Annotated in this window: 18 protein-coding genes; 14 read left to right on the top strand and 4 right to left on the bottom strand. The window is 64.5% G+C overall.

Features of this window, described 5'->3' with window-relative positions; genetic code table 11:
- Nucleotides 1-15 precede the first annotated feature (15 nt).
- From CAG34_RS01895 to CAG34_RS01880, 4 genes are all read left to right on the top strand, one after another.
- On the top strand, nucleotides 16-363 hold the full coding sequence (locus tag CAG34_RS01895) for an ArsC family reductase (RefSeq protein ID WP_170929287.1): 348 nt from the start codon (nucleotides 16-18) through the stop codon (nucleotides 361-363).
- Between the two features lie 31 nt (nucleotides 364-394).
- Nucleotides 395-1,429, top strand: coding sequence for a 2,3,4,5-tetrahydropyridine-2,6-dicarboxylate N-succinyltransferase (dapD, locus tag CAG34_RS01890; RefSeq protein ID WP_025337969.1), 1,035 nt, complete (start codon nucleotides 395-397; stop codon nucleotides 1,427-1,429).
- Nucleotides 1,430-1,549: 120 nt separating this feature from the next.
- Entirely contained in the window at nucleotides 1,550-2,755 is a 1,206-nt protein-coding gene (locus CAG34_RS01885; protein ID WP_085587670.1) for a cysteine desulfurase, read from the top strand.
- The gene (locus tag CAG34_RS01880; protein WP_085587668.1) at nucleotides 2,752-3,162 is read left to right on the top strand and encodes a SufE family protein; all 411 of its coding nucleotides are present in this window, start codon (nucleotides 2,752-2,754) and stop codon (nucleotides 3,160-3,162) included. The genes CAG34_RS01885 and CAG34_RS01880 overlap by 4 nt, the downstream gene beginning before the upstream one ends.
- A 111-nt stretch (nucleotides 3,163-3,273) precedes the next feature.
- Here CAG34_RS01880 and tcdA read toward each other — a convergent pair whose 3' ends face one another.
- Entirely contained in the window at nucleotides 3,274-4,083 is an 810-nt protein-coding gene (gene tcdA / locus CAG34_RS01875; RefSeq protein ID WP_167506581.1) for a tRNA cyclic N6-threonylcarbamoyladenosine(37) synthase TcdA, read from the bottom strand.
- 119 nt (nucleotides 4,084-4,202) lie between these two features.
- On the opposite strand from tcdA, the gene CAG34_RS01870 reads away from it, so the two are divergent.
- From CAG34_RS01870 to CAG34_RS01855, 4 genes are all read left to right on the top strand, one after another.
- Nucleotides 4,203-6,794 carry a glycosyltransferase gene (locus CAG34_RS01870; RefSeq protein ID WP_075043974.1) on the top strand — a complete coding sequence of 864 codons (2,592 nt, stop codon included), beginning with the start codon at nucleotides 4,203-4,205 and terminating at the stop codon, nucleotides 6,792-6,794.
- 200 nt (nucleotides 6,795-6,994) lie between these two features.
- Complete coding sequence (gene dapE, locus CAG34_RS01865) at nucleotides 6,995-8,146, top strand: succinyl-diaminopimelate desuccinylase (protein ID WP_085587666.1); 1,152 nt, start codon at nucleotides 6,995-6,997, stop codon at nucleotides 8,144-8,146.
- On the top strand, nucleotides 8,146-8,958 hold the full coding sequence (locus CAG34_RS01860) for a putative RNA methyltransferase (protein WP_025337963.1): 813 nt from the start codon (nucleotides 8,146-8,148) through the stop codon (nucleotides 8,956-8,958). Before dapE ends, CAG34_RS01860 begins: the two co-directional genes overlap by 1 nt.
- A gap of 17 nt (nucleotides 8,959-8,975) precedes the next feature.
- Entirely contained in the window at nucleotides 8,976-9,350 is a 375-nt protein-coding gene (locus tag CAG34_RS01855) for a hypothetical protein (RefSeq protein ID WP_003257701.1), read from the top strand.
- A gap of 122 nt (nucleotides 9,351-9,472) precedes the next feature.
- On the opposite strand, the gene CAG34_RS01850 is transcribed toward CAG34_RS01855, so the two are convergent.
- Nucleotides 9,473-9,682: a cold-shock protein gene (locus CAG34_RS01850; protein ID WP_003252255.1), complete on the bottom strand. Its 210-nt coding sequence runs from the start codon at nucleotides 9,680-9,682 to the stop codon at nucleotides 9,473-9,475.
- A 231-nt stretch (nucleotides 9,683-9,913) separates the two neighbouring features.
- Between CAG34_RS01850 and plsB the strand changes: the two genes are divergently transcribed.
- The 5 genes from plsB to CAG34_RS01825 all read left to right on the top strand — a co-directional run bounded on the left by plsB (nucleotide 9,914) and on the right by CAG34_RS01825 (nucleotide 14,854).
- Nucleotides 9,914-12,400 (top strand): glycerol-3-phosphate 1-O-acyltransferase PlsB, encoded by a 2,487-nt coding sequence (gene plsB / locus CAG34_RS01845; RefSeq protein ID WP_085587664.1) that lies wholly within the window; start codon nucleotides 9,914-9,916, stop codon nucleotides 12,398-12,400.
- Nucleotides 12,401-12,481: 81 nt separating this feature from the next.
- On the top strand, nucleotides 12,482-12,856 hold the full coding sequence (locus CAG34_RS01840) for a YbaY family lipoprotein (protein ID WP_085587661.1): 375 nt from the start codon (nucleotides 12,482-12,484) through the stop codon (nucleotides 12,854-12,856).
- A gap of 40 nt (nucleotides 12,857-12,896) precedes the next feature.
- Entirely contained in the window at nucleotides 12,897-13,610 is a 714-nt protein-coding gene (locus CAG34_RS01835) for a hypothetical protein (RefSeq protein ID WP_085587658.1), read from the top strand.
- A gap of 122 nt (nucleotides 13,611-13,732) precedes the next feature.
- Entirely contained in the window at nucleotides 13,733-14,131 is a 399-nt protein-coding gene (locus tag CAG34_RS01830; protein WP_046616128.1) for a YbaY family lipoprotein, read from the top strand.
- A 33-nt stretch (nucleotides 14,132-14,164) separates the two neighbouring features.
- Nucleotides 14,165-14,854: a DUF4197 domain-containing protein gene (locus CAG34_RS01825; protein ID WP_085587656.1), complete on the top strand. Its 690-nt coding sequence runs from the start codon at nucleotides 14,165-14,167 to the stop codon at nucleotides 14,852-14,854.
- A gap of 129 nt (nucleotides 14,855-14,983) precedes the next feature.
- Here the strand turns inward: CAG34_RS01825 and CAG34_RS01820 are convergent, their stop codons facing one another.
- Together CAG34_RS01820 and CAG34_RS01815 are read right to left on the bottom strand one after the other, a co-directional pair.
- Nucleotides 14,984-18,049: an efflux RND transporter permease subunit gene (locus CAG34_RS01820; protein WP_085587653.1), complete on the bottom strand. Its 3,066-nt coding sequence runs from the start codon at nucleotides 18,047-18,049 to the stop codon at nucleotides 14,984-14,986.
- 6 nt (nucleotides 18,050-18,055) lie between these two features.
- Entirely contained in the window at nucleotides 18,056-19,156 is a 1,101-nt protein-coding gene (locus CAG34_RS01815) for an efflux RND transporter periplasmic adaptor subunit (protein ID WP_085587651.1), read from the bottom strand.
- 285 nt (nucleotides 19,157-19,441) lie between these two features.
- On the opposite strand from CAG34_RS01815, the gene CAG34_RS01810 reads away from it, so the two are divergent.
- Nucleotides 19,442-22,543, top strand: a 3,102-nt coding sequence (locus CAG34_RS01810; protein WP_371858028.1) for a DUF5801 repeats-in-toxin domain-containing protein, incomplete at its 3' end; no start/stop codon positions are given.

The following is a 22,543-nucleotide window of genomic DNA, read 5'->3' as shown; positions in this document are numbered from 1 at the left end:
TCCCCAATGCACACAATGACCTACACGCTCTACGGCATCAAAGCCTGTGACACCATGAAAAAGGCACGTACCTGGCTCGAAGACCAGGCCATCACCTACGAATTCCACGACTACAAGGCCCAAGGCATCGACCGCGACAGCCTGAACCGCTGGTGCGACGAACACGGCTGGGAAGTCATCCTCAACCGTGCCGGCACCACCTTCCGCAAGCTGGACGACGCCAGCAAGGCCGACCTCGACCAGGCCAAGGCCGTCGAGCTGATGCTGGCCCAGCCGTCGATGATCAAGCGCCCGGTGCTCGACCTTGGCGCGCGTACCCTGGTCGGCTTCAAGCCCGACCTGTACGCCGCTGCCCTGGCCTGAGCCCCTACCCTATTTCGCACGAGGTAATCACATGTCCAATACCCTGTTCAGCCTGGCCTTCGGTGTCGGCTCCCAGAACCGCCAGGGCGCCTGGCTGGAAGTGTTCTACGCACAACCGCTGCTCAACCCGAGCGCCGAACTGGTCGCTGCAGTAGCCCCTGTTCTCGGTTACCAAGGTGGCAACCAGGCCATCGCCTTCAGCAACGCCCAGGCCGCGCAACTGGCCGAAGCCGTGAAAGGCGTTGATGCCGCCCAGGCCGCCCTGCTGACCCGCCTGGCCGAAAGCCACAAGCCGCTGGTCGCCACCCTGCTGGCCGAAGACGCCGCGCTGACCTCGACCCCAGAGGCCTACCTCAAGCTGCACCTGCTGTCGCACCGCCTGGTCAAGCCGCACGGCGTGAGCCTGGCCGGCATCTTCCCGCTGCTGCCGAACGTGGCCTGGACCAACCAGGGCGCGGTCGACCTGGCCGAACTCGCCGAACTGCAACTGGAAGCACGCCTGAAGGGCGAGCTGCTGGAAGTGTTCTCGGTGGACAAGTTCCCGAAAATGACCGACTACGTGGTCCCGGCCGGCGTGCGTATCGCCGACACCGCCCGCGTGCGCCTGGGCGCCTACATCGGCGAAGGCACCACCATCATGCACGAAGGCTTCGTCAACTTTAACGCTGGCACCGAAGGCCCGGGCATGATCGAAGGCCGCGTTTCCGCTGGCGTATTCGTCGGCAAGGGCTCGGACCTGGGCGGCGGCTGCTCGACCATGGGCACCCTGTCCGGTGGCGGCAACATCGTCATCAAGGTTGGCGAAGGCTGCCTGATCGGCGCCAACGCCGGTATCGGCATTCCGCTGGGCGACCGCAACACCGTCGAAGCCGGCCTGTACATCACCGCCGGTACCAAGGTGAACCTGCTGGACGAGAACAACCAGCTGGTCAAAGTGGTCAAGGCCCGCGACCTGGCCGGCCAGACCGACCTGCTGTTCCGTCGCAACTCGCTGAACGGCGCGGTGGAGTGCAAGACCCACAAGTCGGCCATCGAGCTGAACGAGGCGCTGCACGCGCACAACTGAGAGCCCTTCAACCGCTGCCGGAGCTAGCTTGCTCGCGAACAGCGGATTCTCAGCGTTTGAAATGTTAAGATCGGGTCTGGCACCACGCCAGACCCGATTTTCATTCCAGGCCCCGCGACCATGTTTCAGCCCTCCCCCTGGCGTGCCGATTTTCCCGCCATCGCCGCCCTGCAACGGCAGCACCAGACCTACCTGGACAACGCCGCCACCACCCAGAAGCCGCAAGCCCTGCTCGATGCCCTGAGCCATTACTACGGCCATGGCGCAGCCAACGTGCACCGTGCCCAGCACTTGCCCGGCGCACTGGCGACTCAGGCCTTCGAAACCAGCCGCGACAAGGTTGCCGCCTGGCTCAATGCGGCAGACTCGCGGCAGATCATCTTCACCCACGGTGCCACTTCGGCGCTGAACCTGCTGGCCTATGGCCTGGAACACCGCTTCGAGGCCGGTGACGAAATTGCCGTCAGTGCCCTGGAGCACCATGCCAACCTGCTGCCCTGGCAACAGCTGGCGCGCCGGCGCAACCTGCGCCTGGTGGTGCTGCCGCTGGATGCCCATGGCCGCATCGACCTGGACCAGGCGCTGCAACTGATCGGCCCGCGCACCCGGGTGCTGGCGGTGAGCCAGCTGTCCAACGTGCTGGGTACCTGGCAGCCGTTGCCGGCGCTGCTGGCCCATGCCCGCGCCCAAGGCGCGCTGACCGTGGTCGACGGTGCCCAGGGCGTGGTGCATGGCCGCCATGATGTGCAGCAGCTTGGCTGCGACTTCTATGTGTTCTCCAGCCACAAGCTATACGGCCCGGAAGGCGTCGGTGTGCTGTACGGCCGCAGCCAGGCGCTGGAACTGCTGCACCACTGGCAGTTCGGTGGCGAGATGGTGCAACTGGCCGAATACCACAGCGCCAGCTTCCGCCCGGCGCCGCTGGGGTTCGAGGCAGGCACGCCGCCGATCGCCGGGGTGATCGGCCTGGGTGCAACCCTGGACTACCTGGCCAGCCTCGATGCCCAGGCGCTCGAAGCCCATGAAACCAGCCTGCACCAGTACCTGCTGCGTGGCCTGGCGGACCGCGATGGCGTGCGCATCCTGGGCACGCCACAGGCGGCCCTTGCCAGTTTTGTCATCGACGGCGTGCATAACGCCGACATCGCCCACCTGCTGACCGAGCAAGGCATTGCCGTGCGTGCCGGGCACCACTGCGCCATGCCGCTGCTGCAGGGCCTGGGCCTGGAGGGCGCGATCCGCGTGTCATTGGGGCTGTATAACGACAGCGATGACTTGCAGCGTTTCTTCGCGGCGCTGGATCAAGGCCTGGAGCTGTTGCGATGACCCTGCCGGATCAGGCGCGCCAGGCGCTGGAAGCTTTCGAGCAGGGCAAGGGCTGGGAACAGCGTGCGCGGCTGTTGATGCAGTGGGGCGACCGGCTGGAACCGCTGGCTGACACTGAAAAGACCGAGGCCAACCGGGTGCATGGCTGCGAAAGCCTGGTATGGCTGGTGGCCGAGCAGGTCGAGGGCTTGTGGCGGTTCAAGGCCAGCAGCGATGCACGCCTGTTGCGTGGGCTGCTGGCGTTGTTGCTGGTGCGGGTGCAGGGATTGGCCAGTGAAGAACTCGCCGGGCTCGATCTGCGTGAGTGGTTCACTCAGCTGGGCCTGGAGCGCCAGCTTTCGCCGTCGCGCAGCAATGGGCTGCATGCGGTGTTGCAGCGGATGGCGGAGCTGGCGTCCAACCGTTGAATCGGTGCTGGCCTCTTCGCGGGCTCGCCCGCTCCCACAGGACCTTCACCTTTCTGGAGAGAGATGCAGTACCTGTGGGAGCGGGCAAGCCCGCGAAGAAGCCCACGCGGTCTATTCAGGCTTGACCCGCTCCGAAGGCCGCCGCGCCCCCGCTACCAGTTTTTCCACCGCCTTGCTCGCCGCCACCATGCCAAAGGTCGCGGTCACCATCATCACCGCGCCAAAGCCTCCCGCGCAGTCCAACCGCACGCCCTCACCCACGAAGCTTTTCTGCAGGCAAACGCTGCCATCGCCCTTGGGGTAGCGCAGCTGTTCGCTGGAGAACACGCATGGCACGCCATAGTTGCGGCTGACATTGCGCGAGAAGTTGTAGTCGCGACGCAGGGTGGAACGCACCCGCGAGGCCAGCGGGTCGTTGAAGGTCTTGTTCAGGTCGGCGATCTGGATCTGTGTCGGGTCGATCTGCCCACCGGCGCCACCCGTGGTGACGATGGCGATCTTGCGCCGCCGGCACCAGGCAATCAGCGCCGCCTTGGCCATGACGCTGTCGATGCAGTCGATCACGCAGTCGAGGTTCTCGGTAATGTACTCGACCATGGTGTCGCGGGTGACGAAGTCGGCCACTGCATGCACCGTGCACGCCGGGTTGATCGCCCGCAGGCGCTCGGCCATGACCTCGACCTTGGGCCGCCCCACCTGCCCATCCAGCGCATGGGCCTGGCGGTTGGTGTTGCTGACGCACACGTCGTCGAGGTCGAACAGGGTGATCTCGCCCACGCCACTGCGGGCCAGCGCTTCCGCCGCCCACGAGCCTACTCCGCCAATACCGACCACGGCCACATGGGCCTGGCCCAGACGGTGCAACCCCTGGTCGCCATACAGCCGGGCAACGCCGGCGAAGCGTGGATCTTCTGTGCTCATGTTCATACCCCAAAAAACCGGCGCGCATTATATGCCAGCGGGCCCATGACCTGCATCGTTAGGAAAGAGACTATCAACCCTGCTTTAATGTCCTATCACTTCGACACATATGGACGACAATGTCTTCACGTAAATTCGGCCTGAACCTGGTCGTGGTCCTGGCCATCGCCGCGTTGTTTACCGGGTTCTGGGCGCTGATCAACCGCCCGGTCTCCGCCCCCGCCTGGCCAGAACAGATCTCTGGTTTCTCGTATTCACCGTTCCGTCTGGGCGAAAGCCCGCAGAAGGGCCAGTACCCCAGTGACGACGAGATGCGCCAGGACCTGGAGCAGTTGAGCAAACTGACCGACAGCATCCGGATCTACACCGTGGAGGGCACCCAGGCGGATATCCCGCGCCTGGCCGAGGAATTCGGCCTGCGGGTGACGCTGGGCATCTGGATCAGCCCGGACCTGGAGCGCAACGAACGCGAAATCGCCACGGCCATCCAGCTGGCCAACACCTCGCGCAGCGTGGTGCGGGTTGTGGTCGGTAACGAGGCACTGTTCCGCGAAGAAGTCACCCCGGAAAACCTGATCAAGTACCTGGACCGGGTACGCGCAGCGGTCAAGGTGCCGGTGACCACCAGTGAGCAGTGGCACATCTGGAAGGAAAACCCGCAGCTGGCCAAGCACGTCGACCTGATTGCCGCGCACATCCTGCCGTACTGGGAGTTCGTGCCGATGAAGGATTCGGTCGAGTTCGTGCTCGACCGCGCCCGCGAACTGAAGCACCAGTTCCCGCGCAAACCCCTGCTGCTGTCGGAAGTCGGCTGGCCGAGCAACGGCCGCATGCGCGGCGGCGCCGATGCCACCCAGGCCGACCAGGCCATCTACCTGCGTACCCTGGTCAACACCCTCAACCGCCGTGGTTACAATTACTTCGTCATCGAGGCCTACGACCAGCCGTGGAAGGCCAGTGACGAAGGCTCGGTCGGCGCCTACTGGGGCGTGTACAACGCCGAACGCCAGCAAAAATTCAACTTTGACGGCCCGGTGGTGGCGATCCCGCAATGGCGCGCCCTGGCGGTGGCCTCGGTGGTGCTGGCGATGATTGCCCTGATGGTGCTGTTCATCGACGGTTCGGCCCTGCGCCAGCGCGGCCGCACCTTCCTGACCTTCATCACCTTCCTGTGCGGGTCGGTGCTGGTATGGATCGCCTACGACTACAGCCAGCAATACAGCACCTGGTTCAGCCTGACCGTGGGCGTGCTGCTGGCCCTCGGCGCGCTGGGCGTGTTCATCGTGCTGCTGACCGAGGCCCACGAACTGGCCGAGGCGGTATGGATACACAAGCGCCGGCGCGAATTCCTGCCGGTGCAGGCCGACAGCGCCTACCGGCCCAAGGTATCGGTGCATGTGCCGTGCTACAACGAGCCGCCGGAAATGGTCAAACAGACCCTCGATGCCCTGGCCGCGCTGGACTACCCCGACTACGAAGTGCTGGTGATCGACAACAACACCAAGGACCCGGCCGTGTGGGAGCCGCTCAAGGCCCATTGCGAGAAGCTCGGCGAGCGCTTCAGGTTCTTCCACGTCGCGCCCCTGGCCGGTTTCAAGGGCGGCGCGCTGAACTACCTGATCCCGCACACCGCCAAGGATGCCGAAGTGATCGCGGTGATCGACTCGGACTACTGCGTCGACCGCAACTGGCTCAAGCACATGGTGCCGCACTTCGCCGACCCGAAGATTGCCGTGGTGCAGTCGCCGCAGGACTACCGCGACCAGCACGAAAGCGCCTTCAAGAAGCTTTGCTACAGCGAGTACAAGGGTTTCTTCCACATCGGCATGGTCACCCGCAACGACCGTGACGCGATCATCCAGCACGGCACCATGACCATGACCCGGCGCAGCGTGCTGGAAGAGCTGGGCTGGGCCGAGTGGTGCATCTGCGAGGACGCCGAACTGGGCTTGCGGGTATTCGAGAAGGGCCTGTCGGCCGCCTATGCCCACAACAGCTACGGCAAGGGCCTGATGCCCGACACCTTCATCGACTTCAAGAAGCAACGCTTCCGCTGGGCCTATGGCGCCATCCAGATCATCAAGCACCACGCCAGCGCCCTGCTGCGCGGCAAGGGCAGCGAGCTGACCCGCGGCCAGCGCTACCACTTCCTGGCCGGCTGGCTGCCATGGATCGCCGATGGCATGAACATCTTCTTCACCATCGGCGCGCTGCTGTGGTCGGCGGCGATGATCATCGTGCCGCACCGGGTCGACCCGCCGCTGATGATCTTTGCCATTCCGCCGCTGGCACTGTTCTTCTTCAAGGTCGGCAAGATCATCTTCCTCTACCGTCGCGCGGTAGGGGTGAACCTGAAGGATGCCTTTGCTGCGGCGCTGGCCGGGCTGGCGCTGTCGCATACCATTGCCAAGGCGGTGCTGTACGGGTTCTTCACCAGCAGCATGCCGTTCTTCCGCACACCGAAGAACGCCGACAGCCACGGGCTGCTGGTGGCGATTTCCGAGGCGCGAGAAGAGCTGTTCATCATGTTGCTGCTGTGGGGCGCAGCGCTGGGCATCTACCTGGTACAGGGGCTGCCGAGCTCGGACATGCGCTTCTGGGTGGCGATGTTGCTGGTGCAGTCGTTGCCTTATGTGGCGGCACTGGTGATGGCGTTCCTGTCTTCGCTGCCCAAGCCAGGGGAAAAGGCCGTCGAGGCGCAGCAGGCTTAAGAATGCCGGGGGCGCTTTGCGCCCCTATCGCGACACAAGGCCGCTCCCACAGGTATTGCACACGCCTGATGGGCTGTGGTGATCCTGTGGGAGCGGCCTTGTGTCGCGATAGGGCCGCAAAGCGGCCCCAATGGCCCATCGGTTTGATATAAGATAACGCCCCTCAGATTTCCCCGCCTTGCCTTGCCCCGGAGTCCCCCATGACGGCCCCTGCCGAGCTCTCGCCTACCCTTCAACTGGCCTGCGACCTGATCCGCCGCCCCTCGGTCACCCCCGTCGACGCCGACTGCCAGGCGCAGATGATGAACCGCCTGGGCGCCGTGGGCTTCCAGCTCGAGCCGATGCGCTTCGAGGACGTCGACAACTTCTGGGCCACCCACGGCAGCCAGGATGGCCCGGTGCTGTGCTTTGCCGGCCACACCGATGTGGTACCCACCGGCCCGGTGCAGCAATGGCAGCATGAGCCGTTCGAAGCGCTGATCGACGCCGACGGCATGCTCTGCGGCCGTGGCGCCGCCGACATGAAAGGCAGCCTGGCCTCAATGGTGATTGCCAGCGAGCGCTTCGTACAGGACTACCCGGACCACCGCGGCAAGGTCGCCTTCCTGATCACCAGCGACGAGGAAGGCCCGGCCCACCATGGCACCAAGGCTGTGGTCGAGCGCCTGAAAGCACGCAACGAGCGCCTGGACTGGTGCATCGTCGGCGAACCCTCCAGCACCACCCTGCTGGGTGACGTGGTCAAGAACGGCCGCCGTGGCTCGCTGGGCGCCAAGCTGACCGTGCGCGGCAAGCAGGGCCATGTGGCCTACCCGCACCTCGCGCGCAACCCAATCCACCTGGCCGCACCGGCCCTGGCGGAACTGGCGGCCGAGCACTGGGATGAAGGCAATGCGTTCTTCCCGCCGACCAGCTTCCAGATCTCCAATCTCAACTCCGGCACCGGCGCCACCAACGTGGTTCCGGGCGAGCTGACCGCACTGTTCAACTTCCGCTTCTCCACCGAGTCCACCGTCGAAGGCCTGCAGGCGCGGGTGTCGGCGATCCTCGACAAGCATGAACTGGACTGGTCGATCGACTGGGCACTGTCGGGTCTGCCGTTCCTCACCGAACCGGGCGAACTGCTGGACGCCGTCTCGGCCAGCATCAAAGGCGTCACCGGCCGCGACACCCAGCCGTCCACCAGCGGTGGTACTTCCGATGGCCGCTTCATCGCCACCATGGGCACCCAGGTGGTCGAGCTCGGCCCGGTCAACGCCACCATCCACCAGGTGGATGAACGGATCCTGGCCAGCGACCTCGACCTGCTGACCGAAATCTATTACCAGACCCTGGTCCGGTTGCTCGCCTGATGCTCGCCTGCCCTCTTTGCCAGGCACCGCTGAGCCGGCTCGACAACGGTGTGGTGTGCCCAGCCGGCCACCGTTTCGACCGCGCCCGCCAGGGTTACCTGAACCTGCTGCCGGTGCAGCACAAGAACAGCCGCGACCCGGGTGACAACCAGGCCATGGTCGAAGCCCGCCGCGATTTCCTCGACGCCGGCCACTACGCGCCGGTGGCGCGCCGCCTGGCCGAGCTGGCCGCCGAGCGCCAGCCCGGTGCCTGGCTGGACATCGGCTGTGGCGAGGGTTACTACACCGCGCAGATCGCCCAGGCCCTGCCGGCTGCCGACGGCTACGCCCTGGACATCTCCCGTGAGGCGGTCAAGCGTGCCTGTCGCCGCGCGCCCGAGGTTACCTGGATGGTCGCCAGCATGGCCCGCGTGCCGCTGGCCGACGCCAGCTGCCAGTTCATCGCCAGCGTGTTCAGCCCGCTGGACTGGGCCGAGGCCAAACGCCTGCTCAGCCCCGGCGGCGGCCTGATGCGGGTCGGCCCCACCAGCGGCCACCTGATGGAGCTGCGCGAAGTGCTCTACGATGAAGTACGCCCTTACGCCGACGACAAACACCTGGCCCTGGTCCCCGAAGGCATGGCACATGCCCACAGCGAAACCCTGGAGTTCCGCCTGAGCCTGGCCGCGCCCAAGGCCCGCGCCGACCTGCTGGCCATGACCCCGCACGGCTGGCGTGCCAGTGCCGAAAAGCGTGCCCGGGTGATCGACCAGCCCGAGCCGTTCGAGGTCACGGTTTCCATGCGTTATGACTATTTCGTGCGCCAAGACTGAGCACACCCGGAGCCCTTATGCGCCAACCTGATATCGAGATCTACCTGAAGGACGCCGACGTCGACCACAAGCAGATTGCCGAGTGGCTCGCCCAGGCAATTGGCCCATGCAGCGAATGGAAGCAGAAAGGCCATACCTTCAAATGCCAGGCCGGTAACATTCCGGTCACCTGGTTACCCAAGGCTGTAGGGAAATGGAACAGCCTGTACCTGGAAAGCGACCAGACGCCGTGGGCCGATGACGTTGCCTGCGCCCGCGCCGCATTCGCCGCACTGGGCGTGGAAGTGCGCTGCGCGCCAGGTGGCTGGGTGGAGGAAGATGGGGAAGAAGATGCCGACCGCTGGGTCCGCATCAGCGCCGACGGTGAAGAGGAAATCACCTGGCGTACCTGAATGCACTGCATTCTTTGTGGGAGCCCGGCTTGCCGGCGATGCAGGCAACACGGTGCCTGGCACCGGCTTCGCCGGTGATCGCCGGCAAGCCAGCTCCCACAACAAGCCTTACAGCATGAGGCTCAGAGGCCTACCACGTCCTCGGCTTGCAGGCCTTTCTGGCCCTGCACGCAGGCGTATTCCACCCGCTGTCCTTCGACCAGGGTACGATGCCCCTCACCGCGGATCGCCCGATAGTGGACGAATACATCCGCACCACCTTCGCGCTGAATGAAGCCATAACCCTTGGCATCGTTGAACCACTTTACATTCCCAGTCTCACGAGACGACATCTGAACTACTCCGGATTTTTATTGTGAAGATCGCCTTGCAGACACAGAGTCCCTCCCTGTGTCGACGCCGCTTGCGCAAATATCTTGCAAGTGGCAGGCCGAGTATATGACACAGAACAAAAAAATTTGATGACCGTCGCGCCGTTCGGCGATTTTTGCTGAACTTGCGCGGATACGGCAGACTAATTGGCTGGATACCCACCTGAAAATCACACCCAGGGCACACACCCCATGACCCGTTCCCCCCTGCGCCGCCTGATCTTCGGCGCCCTGCGTCGCCTGTTGTACCTGTGGGTGCGCTCCGAGACCATCAACCAGTCCTCCCTCACCCTCAAGCTCGACCGCAGCCGCCCGGTGTTCTATGCCCTGCCCTCGCCCGCGCTCACCGACCTGGCCGTGCTCGACCATGAATGCACCAAGGCAGGCCTGCCGCGCCCGGTGCTGCCGGTGGCGGTTGGCCCGCTGCAGGAACCGGCGGCATTCTTCTACCTGACCCCGGACCCGGACTGGCTCGGCCGCCATGACAAGCGCGGCGCCCCGCCTACCCTGGAGCGCCTGGTCGCCGCCGTCAGCCAGCATGCCGAAGAGGATGCGCAGATCATTCCGGTCAGTGTGTTCTGGGGCCAGACCCCGGCGAGTGAATCCAGCCCGTGGAAGTTGCTGTTCGCCGACAGTTGGGCGGTTACCGGGCGCCTGCGCCGGCTGCTGACCGTGCTGATCCTCGGGCGCAAGACCCGGGTGCAGTTCTCCGCACCCATCCACCTGCGCGAACTGGTACAGCACAACAAGGGCCACGAGCGCACCGTGCGCATGGCCCAGCGCCTGATGCGCGTGCACTTTCGCAACCTCAAGACCGCCGTCATCGGCCCGGACATCTCGCACCGGCGCAACCTGGTCAAGGGCCTGATCCACGCGCCCCAGGTGCGCCAGGCCATCGTCGATGAGGCGCAGCGCGAAAACCTGCCGCTGGCCAAGGCCGAAGCCCAGGCTCTGCGCTATGGCAACGAGATTGCCTCGGACTACACCTACACCGCCATCCGCTTCCTCGAAGTGGTGCTGAGCTGGTTCTGGAACAAGATCTACGACGGCATCAAGGTCAACCACATCGAGCAGGTACAAGGCATCGCCCCCGGCCACGAAGTGATCTATGTGCCGTGCCACCGCAGCCATATCGACTACCTGCTGCTGTCGTACCTGCTGTTCCGCAACGGCCTGACACCGCCGCACGTGGCCGCGGGCATCAACCTCAACATGCCGCTGGTGGGTAACCTGCTGCGCCGTGGCGGCGCCTTCTTCATGCGCCGCACGTTCAAGGGCAACCCGCTGTACACCGCGGTGTTCAACGAGTACCTGCACACCCTGTACACCAAGGGCTTCCCGGTCGAGTACTTCGTCGAAGGCGGCCGCTCGCGCACCGGGCGCATGCTGCAGCCGCGCACCGGGATGCTGGCCATTACCCTGCGCAGCTTCCTGCGTTCGTCGCGCACGCCGATCGTGTTCGTGCCGGTGTACATCGGCTACGAGCGCGTGCTCGAAGGCCGCACCTACCTGGGCGAGCTGCGCGGTGCCAGCAAGAAGAAAGAGTCGATCTTCGATATCTTCAAGGTGTTCGGCGCCCTCAAGCAGCGCTTTGGCCAGGTATACGTGAACTTCGGCGAGCCGATCCGCCTGGCCGGCTTCCTCGACCAGCAACAACCCGGCTGGCGTGAACAGGACCACGGCCCGCAGTACCGCCCGGCCTGGCTCAATGCCGCCACCACCCGCCTGGGCGAAACCGTGGCCCGCCACCTCAACGAGGCGGCCGCGATCAACCCGGTCAACCTGGTGGCCCTGGCGCTGCTGTCCACCAGCCGCCTGGCCCTGGACGAGCGCGCCCTGACCCGCGTGCTCGACCTGTACCTGGCCTTGCTGCGCCAGGTGCCCTACTCACCGCACACCACCCTGCCCGACGGCGACGGCCTGGCGCTGATCGAACACGTGCGCGGGATGAACCTGGTGGCCGAGCAGAAGGACGCCATGGGCCGCATCCTGTATCTGGATGAAGGCAACGCGGTACTGATGACCTATTACCGCAACAACGTGCTGCACATCTTCGCCCTGCCGGCGCTGCTGGCCAGCTTCTTCCTCAGCAGTTCGCGCATGAGCCGCGAACTGCTTGGCCAGTATGTGCACGCGCTGTACCCCTACCTGCAGGCCGAACTGTTCCTGCGCTGGACGCCGGAGCAACTGGATGCGGTGATCGACCAGTGGCTGACCGCACTGGTCGAGCAAGGGCTGCTGCGCCAGGACAACGACACCTACATTCGCCCGGCACCCAGCTCGCGGCAGTTCGTGTTGCTGACCCTGCTCGCCCGCACCATCACCCAGACCCTGCAGCGTTTCTACATGGCCACCTCGCTGCTGCTGAACAGCGGCCAGAACAGCCTCAGCGCCGAAGAACTGGAAGACCTGTGCGTGATGATGGCCCAGCGCCTGTCGATCCTGCACGGCCTGAACGCCCCGGAGTTCTTCGACAAGACCCTGTTCCGCCACTTCATCCAGACCCTGCTCGAGCAAGGCGTGCTGCATGCAGATGCCCAGGGCAAGCTGGGTTATCACGACAAGCTCGGCGAGCTGGCCGAGGGCGTGGCCAAGCGCGTGCTGTCGGCGGAACTGCGCCTGTCGATCCGCCAGGTGGCATTACACCGAGATGAGCCTGCGGAGGTTATGCAAAGGTAGTTTTTCAGGCTGCTCTCGGCCCTTGGGAGGGATCAGGATCACGGCGCTACTTCAAGCCCATCCCTCTCAAGGAGCTCCAACATGACTCAAATGAAGACGCTGGACGTTGAAATCGTTTCCTCAGGCGATAACACGCTTGCGCCATCCGGCCTGGTTGAATTGAGGCTGATCGATATCTCGAAGGCAGATGCGCGCTCCATCAGCCTTGCCGAGTTGCGTCTGCGCTGTGGCGGCCTGATGCCGATCAATCTGCCGCTGACTTTTGATACCAGCCTTATCGACCCACGCCGCAGCTATGCCCTCGCCGCGCGCATCGAGATAAACGGCCAGCTGCGCTACATCAACACCAGCCGTCACTCGATAGAACCAGCCACGGTATCGGGTACACAACGGGTAACTGTCGATCTGGTTGCCACCGAAAACGGTCCCCTGCTCAGCGACGACCTCGCTGATTGACTGGCCACCTGTACCCAAGACTGAACCGAGGAAAATCAACATGCTCCCCGCCAACTTCATCGAGATTTGCGGGACCGTGGTGGTCCCGTCGTGCATCCATACAGCTGAAGGCGCACCACACGTTGGCGTACGCGTACAGCTGGGCACGGATGAGAACAAGATCATCCTGGCCACCTGGGGATGCCAGACACTTGGCGCCACAATGCCATTCAGCTTGCTGCTGGACCGCAATAGCCTGCCGGAAGGTGCCAAACCAACGCTGGTGGCCAGTTATGGCGTTGGCGTCAATGAAGAGCCAAATGACTTGAACCTGTCGATGCCACTTGAAATCGACCAGCCTGAGCCAAACCCTCCCATGGTCCTGAGGATCCCCGCCCAGCCTGGCGAGCAAGGTCAGCCACCCCTGTCGCCCGCGATCATCGAGATGAAGAACATCATTGAGATTCCCGAAGAGTTGCTAAAGCGGCAGGCGCTCATGACACTCGGCCTGTATCGGACCCAGGAAGACGGTTACAGCAACAGAAGCTCCAGCTACATTGCCGGTGCCACCCTGTGGCCGACGCAGGCCCCCCTGACGCTTACCACATACCTGGATGGCAACACAGTCAATGACGACGAACCCTTGCTTCTGCGCGTGGCCTACTACGACCCACAGACCATGACCCCATATGCCGGGCGAACGCTGCGCGGCCTGACCCTTCCAAGCATTACCGAACTGGAGCCAATCAGCCTGCGGCCGCCGCGTCGTAGTTGAATATTGCGCTTCGCCTTGCTCTCCCCACTCTTTGTCGCATCTTCATCAAGGACCCACCAGAAGAAATCCGCTAAAGTCCCTGGGGTTGGCCACAAGCCAACGCCAAGGACTTCGGAGATACCATGAAAAAGCTCTTTATGCTGTGTTGCGCATCCTTGCTCGCAGCCTGTTCCAGCCACACCCCGTCCAACCAGGCCAGCCTGGATGGCGAAGTCTTCTACCTGCAGCGCAGCGCCCTGCCACCTGCCGCCACCCTCAGCGTGGAACTGCAGGACGTCTCGCTGATGGACGCCCCGGCGGTGACCCTGGCCCGTCAGGCCGGCCCGGTCAAAGGCAACGTACCGCTGCCGTTCCACCTCACCTACGACCCGGCCCAGGTCAAGCCCGGCCATCGCTATGCGGTAAGCGCGCGCATCGAGCTGGACGGCAAGCTGCTGTTCATCAACACCGAACACCACGGCGTCATGCTCGACGGCAGTGACCCACAGCCCGTGCGGATCAAGGTCGATCCGGTTCGCTGATACCCGTATTCATCTGTCTACAAGGAATGCTTCATGATCCGCACTTCCCTGCGTTTCACCACCCTGTGCGCCGGCCTGCTGCTGTCGGCCAGTGCCCTGGCCCTGTCGCTGGGCGACCTGACCCAGAAAGACGCCACCGGCGGCCTGAAGGATGCCCTGACCCAAGGCGCACAACTGGCCGTCAAGCAGCTGAGCACCCCGGGCGGCTTCAGCAACAACCCGGACGTGCGCATCGAACTGCCAGGCAACCTGGGCAAGGCCGCCAAGGCGATGAAGATGTTCGGCAAGGGTGAACAGGTCGAAGCCCTGGAAACCAGCATGAACAAGGCCGCCGAGGCTGCCGTGCCGCAGGCCCAGGCGATTCTGGTAGATGCCGTGAAGAACATGAGCGTGACCGATGCCAAGGGCATCCTCGGCGGCGGTGACGACTCGGCCACCCAGTACCTGAACAAGAGCAGCCGCGAGCAGATCCGCGCCAAGTTCCTGCCGATCGTCAAGCAGGCTACCGACAAGGTTGGCCTGGCTCAGCAGTACAACAACTTTGCCGGGCAGGCCGTGGCGTTGGGTGTGGTCGATGCCAAGAGCGCCAGCATCGAGAACTACGTGACTGAAAAGGCACTGGATGGCCTGTTCGAGATGATCGGAAAGCAGGAGCAGAGCATTCGCCAGAACCCGGCTGAAGCGGCTACCAGCCTGGCCAAGAAGGTCTTCGGCGCCCTCTGAGGGCCCCCTGGGGGCTGCTTTGCAGCCCATCGCGACACAAGGCCGCTCCTACATAGATCGGCGAATGCAGGACCTTTGTGGGAGCGGCCTTGTGTCGCGATAGGAGGGCAAAGCCCTCCCCTGCGGCCTTCAGCTCTTCTTCACCCTGAACCAAGCCGCATACAACGCCGGCAAGAACAGCAGGGTCAGCACCGTGGCCACGATCAACCCGCCCATGATCGCCACCGCCATCGGCCCGTAGAACACACTGCGCGACAACGGAATCATCGCCAGCACCGCTGCCAGTGCGGTCAGCACGATCGGGCGGAAGCGCCGCACCGTGGCTTCGATGATCGCCTGCCAGCGCTCCAGCCCCGCCGCGATGTCCTGCTCGATCTGGTCCACCAGGATCACCGAGTTGCGCATGATCATCCCCGCCAGGGCAATGGTGCCGAGCATGGCGACAAAGCCGAACGGCTGGCGGAACACCAGCAGGAACAGGGTCACGCCAATCAGCCCCAGCGGCGCGGTGAGGAACACCATCACCGTGCGCGAGAAGCTGCGCAGCTGGATCATCAGCAAGCTCAGCACCACCACCACGAACAGCGGCATGCCGGCATTCACCGACTTCTGCCCGCGCTCGGAGTCCTCGACCGTGCCGCCCACTTCCAGCAAATAGCCATCCGGCAGCTTGGCGCGGATGTCATGCAGAGTCGGCTCGATCTGCTTCACCAGCGTCGCCGGCTGCTCCTTGTCGTAGATATCGGCGCGCACGGTCACCGTCGGCAAGCGGTTACGGTGCCAGATGATGCCTTCCTCGAAGCCGTACTCCAGGGTCGCAACCTGCGACAGCGCCACGCTCTGGCCATTGTCGGTCGGCAGTGCCAGGCTGCCGAGGTTGCCCAGCTCGCTGCGTTCCTGGCGGGTGCCGCGTAGCAGGATCTCGATCAGCTCGTTGTCCTCGCGGTACTGGCTGACCGTGGTGCCGGTCAGCGAGCTTTGCAGGAAGCTCGACAGGTGCGCGGTGCTCACGCCCAGGGCGCGGGCGCGGTCCTGGTCGATCTCGAGGAACACCGCCTTGCTCGGCTCCTCCCAGTCCAGGTGAACGTTCACCACATGCGGGTTCTGGCGCACCTTGTCGGCCACCTCGCGGGCCAGCGCACGGGCCTTCTCGATGTGCTCGCCAGTCACCCGGAACTGCACCGGGTAACCCACGGGCGGACCGTTTTCCAGGCGGGTGACCCGGGCACGCAGGTCGGGGAACTGCTGGTCCATGGTGCTGATCAGCCAGCTGCGCAGGCGCTCGCGGTCCTCCATCGACTTGGCCAGTACCACGAACTGGGCGAAGCTGGCCGCCGGCAGCTGCTGGTCCAGCGGCAGGTAGAAACGCGGCGAACCGGTGCCCACATAGGCCACGTAGTTGTCGATACCCTCCTGCTGCTTGAGCAACGCCTCCAGTTGCTTGACCCGCTCGGCGGTGTTGGCCAGCGAGGCACCCTCGGCCAGTTTCAGGTCGACCATCAACTCCGGGCGCCCGGAGGCCGGGAAGAACTGCTGGGGCACGAAGCGGAACAGCAGGATACTGCCGACAAAGGCGGCAATGGTCAGCAGGATCACCGTCTTGCGCCGCCGCACGCACCACTCCACCACACGCCGTACACGCTGGTAGAACGGTGTGGCGTAAGGGTCTGGCGCGTGGCCATCCTTGCCATGGCGCGCGGCATGCAGCTTGGCCAGGTCCGGCAGCAGGCGCTCGCCCAGGTAAGGCACGAATACCACTGCGGCCACCCAGGAGGTCAGCAAGGCAATGGTCACCACCTGGAAGATCGAACGGGTGTATTCGCCCGTGCTGGAGGCTGCCGTGGCAATGGGCAGGAAGCCCGCCGCCGTGATCAGGGTGCCGGTGAGCATCGGGAAGGCGGTGCTGCTCCAGGCGTAGCTGGCCGCCTTGAGGCGGTCGTAGCCCTGCTCCATCTTGATCGCCATCATCTCCACGGCAATGATCGCATCATCGACCAACAAGCCCAGGGCCAGCACCAGCGCGCCAAGGGAGATCTTGTGCAGGCCGATGCCAAAGTAGTGCATGGCGGCGAAGGTCATGGCCAGCACCAACGGGATGGCCAGTGCCACCACCAGCCCCGTGCGCAGGCCCAGCGAGAAGAAGCTCACCAGCAGCACGATGACCAGCGCCTCGACCAGCACCTGGACAAACTCGCCCACGCCAGCCTTGACCGCCGCTGGCTGGTCCGAGACCTTGCGCAGCTCCATGCCGGCCGGCAGGCTGCGCGCCAGGCGCTCGAACTCGCTTTCCAATGCCTTGCCCAGCACCAGGATGTCGCCGCCGTCCTTCATCGAAACCGCCAGGCCAATGGCATCCTCGCCCATGAAGCGCATGCGCGGTGCGGGCGGGTCGTTGAAGCCGCGGTGCACCTCGGCCACATCGCCGATACGGAAGGTGCGGTCACCCACGCGGATGGGGAACTGGCGAATCTGCTCGACGCTGTCGAAGCGCCCGCTCACCCGCAGTTGCAGGCGCTCGCTGGGCGTTTCGAAGAAGCCGGCAGTGCTGACCGCATTCTGCTCCTGCAGGGCCTGCTGCACGGCCTCCAGCGGCACGCCGAGGGTGGCCAGCTTGAGGTTGGACAGCTCGATCCAGATTTTCTCGTCCTGCAGGCCGATCAGCTCGACCTTGCCCACGTCCTTGACCCGCTGCAACTGGATCTGGATACGGTCGGCATAGTCCTTGAGCACCGCGTAATCGAAGCCCTCACCGGTCAGTGCATAGATATTGCCGAAGGTGGTACCGAACTCGTCATTGAAGAACGGACCCTGGATTTCCGGCGGCAAGGTGTGGCGGATGTCCGCGACCTTCTTGCGGATCTGGTACCACAGCTCGGGGATGTCCTTGGAATGCAGCGAGTCGCGGGCCATGAAGGTGACCTGCGATTCGCCCGGGCGGGAGAACGACACGATCCGCTCGTACTCGCCGGTTTCCATCAGCTTCTTCTCGATGCGCTCGGTGACCTGGCGCGACACTTCCTCGGCAGTGGCACCGGGCCACAGGGTACGGATGACCATGGCCTTGAAAGTGAACGGCGGGTCCTCGCTCTGGCCGAGCTTGGTGTAGGACATGGCGCCAATGGCCGCCAGCAGGATCATCAGGAACAGGACGATCTGGCGGTTGCGCAGCGCCCAGGCAGAAAGGTTGAAACCCATCGGGACTTACTCCTTGGCCGTCAGGTTCACTACGCGGTTGGTACGGTCCACGGGGCGTATTTCCTGGCCCTCGCGCAATACATGGCCACCCGCGGCGACGACCCAGTCGCCGGGGGCGAGGCCTTCGAGCACGGGCACGCTGTCGGCGCCGTAGGGCCCCAGGCGCACCACTGCCCGCTCCAGGCGGCTGTCCTTGTTGACCCGCCAGACGTAGGCCTGGCCGTTTTCCGCAGTGACTGCCGACAGCGGCACCGCCAGCGGGATCAGCCCTTCGTGGGCGATGAATACCCGGGCGCTCTGGCCCAGTTCCGCCGGCGTGGTGGCCGAGGTAAAGGCGATGCGGGCAGCGAAGGTGCGCGAACGCGGGTCAGCGGCCGGTGAAAGCTCGCGGATGCGCCCCTGGAAGCGCTCTTGCGGGTGGGACCACAGCTCCACGCTCACCGGCTGGCCCACGGCGAAGCGGGCGAACTGCTGCTCCGGCAGGCCGATGGCCACTTCCCGCTCGCCATCGGCGGCCAGGGTGAACACGGTCTGCCCTGCGGCGACCACCTGGCCCACTTCCACCTGGCGCTTGGCGATCACCCCGGCCTGCGGTGCGCGCAGCACAGCATATTCAGCCTGGTTGCCAGCCACGTCGAACTCGGCCTTGGCCTGTTTCAGCCGGGCCAGGCCGGCGCGGTAGAGGTTTTCGGCATTATCGAACTGGGAATGGCTGACCATCTGCCGGTCCAGCAGCTTCTGGTAGCGATCGCGCTCGGCGCGCACCAGCGACAGGTTGGCCTCGGCGGCCGCCAGCTGGGCACGGTTGGCTTCCAGTTGCAGGCGCACATCCTGCGGGTCCAGCTCGGCCAGCGGCTGGTCGGCCTTGACCCGCTGCCCTTCCTCGACCAGGCGCTTGTTGACCTTGCCGCCAATGCGGAAAGCCAGTTCCGGCTCGAAGCGCGCCCGCACTTCGCCGGGGTAACTGTCGGCAGCGGCTTCGGCCGGCTGCGGCTGCACCACCAGCGCCGGGCGCGGCACAGCAGGTGGGGCGGCTTCCTGGCCGCACGCCGCCAGCAACAGCACGGCAGCGGCGGACAGAGCGATGGACAAGGCATGGCGCAACATGATGAATCCTTTCGCGGAGGGCACATTCAATATTTGTACTGGAGAGTATATTAAGTCAGGCAACGGATGCCGGGAAGAGGCTGCAGCCGAATACGACAGGCGCGCGCTGAACGGCAGGGGACCGTGCGTCTTCGGCCTCCCGGCGCCAGTGCCATGTAGTCCGATACTCCCACCCCGCCTGGGAGTATCAGCCGATGCGCGGCTCATGGCGCTTCGCCATAGTTGAAGCCTGTAACTGGGGCCTGCGATCTGGCCTCGACAACCGGCAGTGCCTGGGAGAGAGCCATGACTATTCGCAAGAAGAACGCCTCGCCAACGGACAAACACAGCAGCCCCTCCGGCGACGACCTACCCCCCATCTCCTCACCAACCGTTACCACCGACCTGAGCGACTATAGCCCTGGCAGCACTGCCACCATCACGGCCAGCGGCTTTGCGGCGGGAAGCACGGTCGCATTCGAGGTGGACCATGTCACGGACGCCGGTGCGGACAAGCTGTGGGGCACCCCCGACGATGTACTCGCCACCAGCTCCGGCGAAGGTCACACCCCCTGGTACGTGACCGACGGCGGCGCTGACGATCTCGACGGCCAGGTCAACGGCAGCATCACCACCTCGTGGTACGTCAACCCCGACGACTCGGCGGGCGCCACCTTCCTGCTCAGCGCGACGGCCGCGGGTGCCGACCAAGTGTTAGGCAGTGCTGACGACGTGATGGCCACGGCCTCGTTCACAGACAGCGCGCCGATCATCACCGCGACCGGTGTGAGCGTGACGCTGGACGAAACGGCCGCGTTGCAGAACGGCACAGCCACAACAACCCCGGCCTCGGATGCCGACGACAACGACATCCTGGTGGCGTCCCTGCCCTCCGCCTTTTCGACCCGCTTGACCACACTGGGGGCCGGTACCCCGGCAGGTGCCGCCTTGAGCGGCTATACCGGCGCCGTCGGCAACACCGGGAGCAATGCGTTCAGCATCACCCCGGTATCGGGAGGCAGCATCACCGACATCAGCTTCACCGACAGCGCTGGCGCGCCTCTCAATGGCTTGGACAGCGGGCTGGATACCCTCAATGGCGTCGACATCCTGCTCTACACCGATACCAACAACAACATCGTGCTGGGCCGCGCTGGCGGGCCGACAGGCGCGATCATCTTCGCGGGCTATATCGAAGAAACCGGATCGCCCGTCAGCGGCGGCAAGATCTGGACGGTGGAATACCAGCCGCTGAAGCACCCGAACACGGGCAACCCTGACGATGCCGTCAATCTGCTGAACAAGGTGTTCATCGGCACCAGCCAGGACCTGGCATTCAGCCTGGCCAACGCTCCCTCTGGTCAGAACCTGTTCCTGATGTTCACCACCGCGAACCCGACCGTCGTCAATGATGGCGGCATCCTGCGCATCACCGACCCGACGATCATCGCCACCGGCAAGGACCCGGCCGACCAGTCGAGCGGTGCCAACATCACCACGGGCGATACGATCAATACCAGCCAGGCGGGCGGCCCGACCACCTTCGGCACCAACAACCAGATGATCGTGGAACAGGAAGGTGTCCGTTTTACCTTTGTCACCGGCGCCCGGCAGAATGTGACCATTCCCAACCTGGACCAGAACGAAGCGGATATCGAAGCTAACGTCGACTTCACCGCCGTGTTCAATGCAAAGTCGGCCACGTTCGATGTCGTGCAGTTGCAAAGCGGCAAGAGCGCCGTGGTCAGGCTCAGCGCCTTCAGCACTGCCGCTGAACCTGGCGTGAATTTCGTCAATGGCTACGCCAACGATGCCACGGTGGCGATCACCAACGTTCGCGTCATCAATATCGCCACTGGCCAGGTGATCGAGAACTCAAACGGGTCGGTGAATGACCCGAGCATCGTCATCAGCTTTGCTTCCGGCGTCGCCACCCTCACCGGCATCAAAGCCGGCCAGAAGATCGAGTACACCACCACACAGGATCACAACCGCGTACTCGTCGAGAATGGGGCCGCCGTCGACGCCAAAGGCAATGAACATGCCGACTTCGATATCGGCGGTTTCATGCTGCGCCAGGTTTCTACCGCAACCGCCGAAATCGGCTCCAAGATGAGCTTCGAAGACGATGGGCCCAGTATCAGCGCCACGGGTACGGAACCGGTCCTGACTGTCGATGAAACAATCCTGGCGACCGACGCCACGCAGAGCTTCGCCGCCAACTTCACCTCGGCCTTCGGCGCCGATGGCGCCGGTACGCTCACCTACGCCCTGGGCGTGGTGGCGGGTGCCTCCGGCCTGACCGACACGGCCACCGGCGAGGCGGTCAACCTGTCGCTCAATGGCACCGTGGTGGAAGGCCGCACGGCCACCACCAACCTTCTGGTGTTCACCGTCAGCGTCGCCAGCAACGGTTCCGTTACCCTCGACCAGCTTCGCGCCATCGTGCATCCCGACACCAACAACCCCGATGACTCGAAGACCCTGACCGCCGACAACCTGGTGACCTTGACCGCGACCAAGACCGACAAGGACGGCGACAGCGCCCAGGCTACCCTCAACATCGGCCAGAACCTGGTGTTCAAGGATGACGGCCCGAGCATCAGCACCACCGGCACGGAACCAGTCCTGACCGTCGATGAAACGGACCTGACGACGGACGCCACCCAGAGCTTCGCCGCCAACTTCACCTCGGCCTTCGGCGCCGATGGTGCCGGTACGCTCACCTACGCCCTTGGCGTGGTGGCAGGCGCTTCCGGCCTGACCGACACGGCCACCGGCTCGGCAGTCAACCTGTCGCTCAATGGCACCATAGTGGAAGGCCGTTCGGCCGTCGGCAACCACCTGGTGTTCACCGTCAGCGTCGCCAGCAACGGCGAGGTCACCCTCGACCAGCTTCGCGCCGTCGTGCACCCCGACACCAACAACCCCGATGACTCGAAGACCCTGACCGCCGACAACCTGGTGACCTTGACCGCGACCAAAACCGACGGGGATGGCGACAGCGCCCAGGCCACCCTCAACATCGGCCAAAACCTGGTGTTCAAGGATGACGGCCCAAGCATCAGCACCACCGGCACGGAACCAGTCCTGACCGTCGATGAAACGGACCTGACGACGGACGCCACCCAGAGCTTCGCCGCCAACTTCACCTCGGCCTTCGGCGCCGATGGCGCCGGTACGCTCACCTACGCCCTGGGCGTGGTGGCAGGCGCTTCCGGCCTGACCGACACGACTACCGGCTCGGCAGTCAACCTGTCGCTCAACGGCACTGTGGTGGAAGGCCGTTCGGCCGTCGGCAACCACCTGGTGTTCACCGTCAGCGTCGCCAGCAACGGCGAGGTCACCCTCGACCAGCTTCGTGCCGTCGTGCACCCAGACACCAACACCCCCGATGACTCGAAGACC

The organism is Pseudomonas sp. B14(2017) (assembly GCF_002113255.1).
GTDB classification, from domain to species: Bacteria; Pseudomonadota; Gammaproteobacteria; order Pseudomonadales; family Pseudomonadaceae; genus Aquipseudomonas; species Aquipseudomonas putida_Z.
This window is presented reverse-complemented; position numbering and strand designations above follow the sequence as displayed.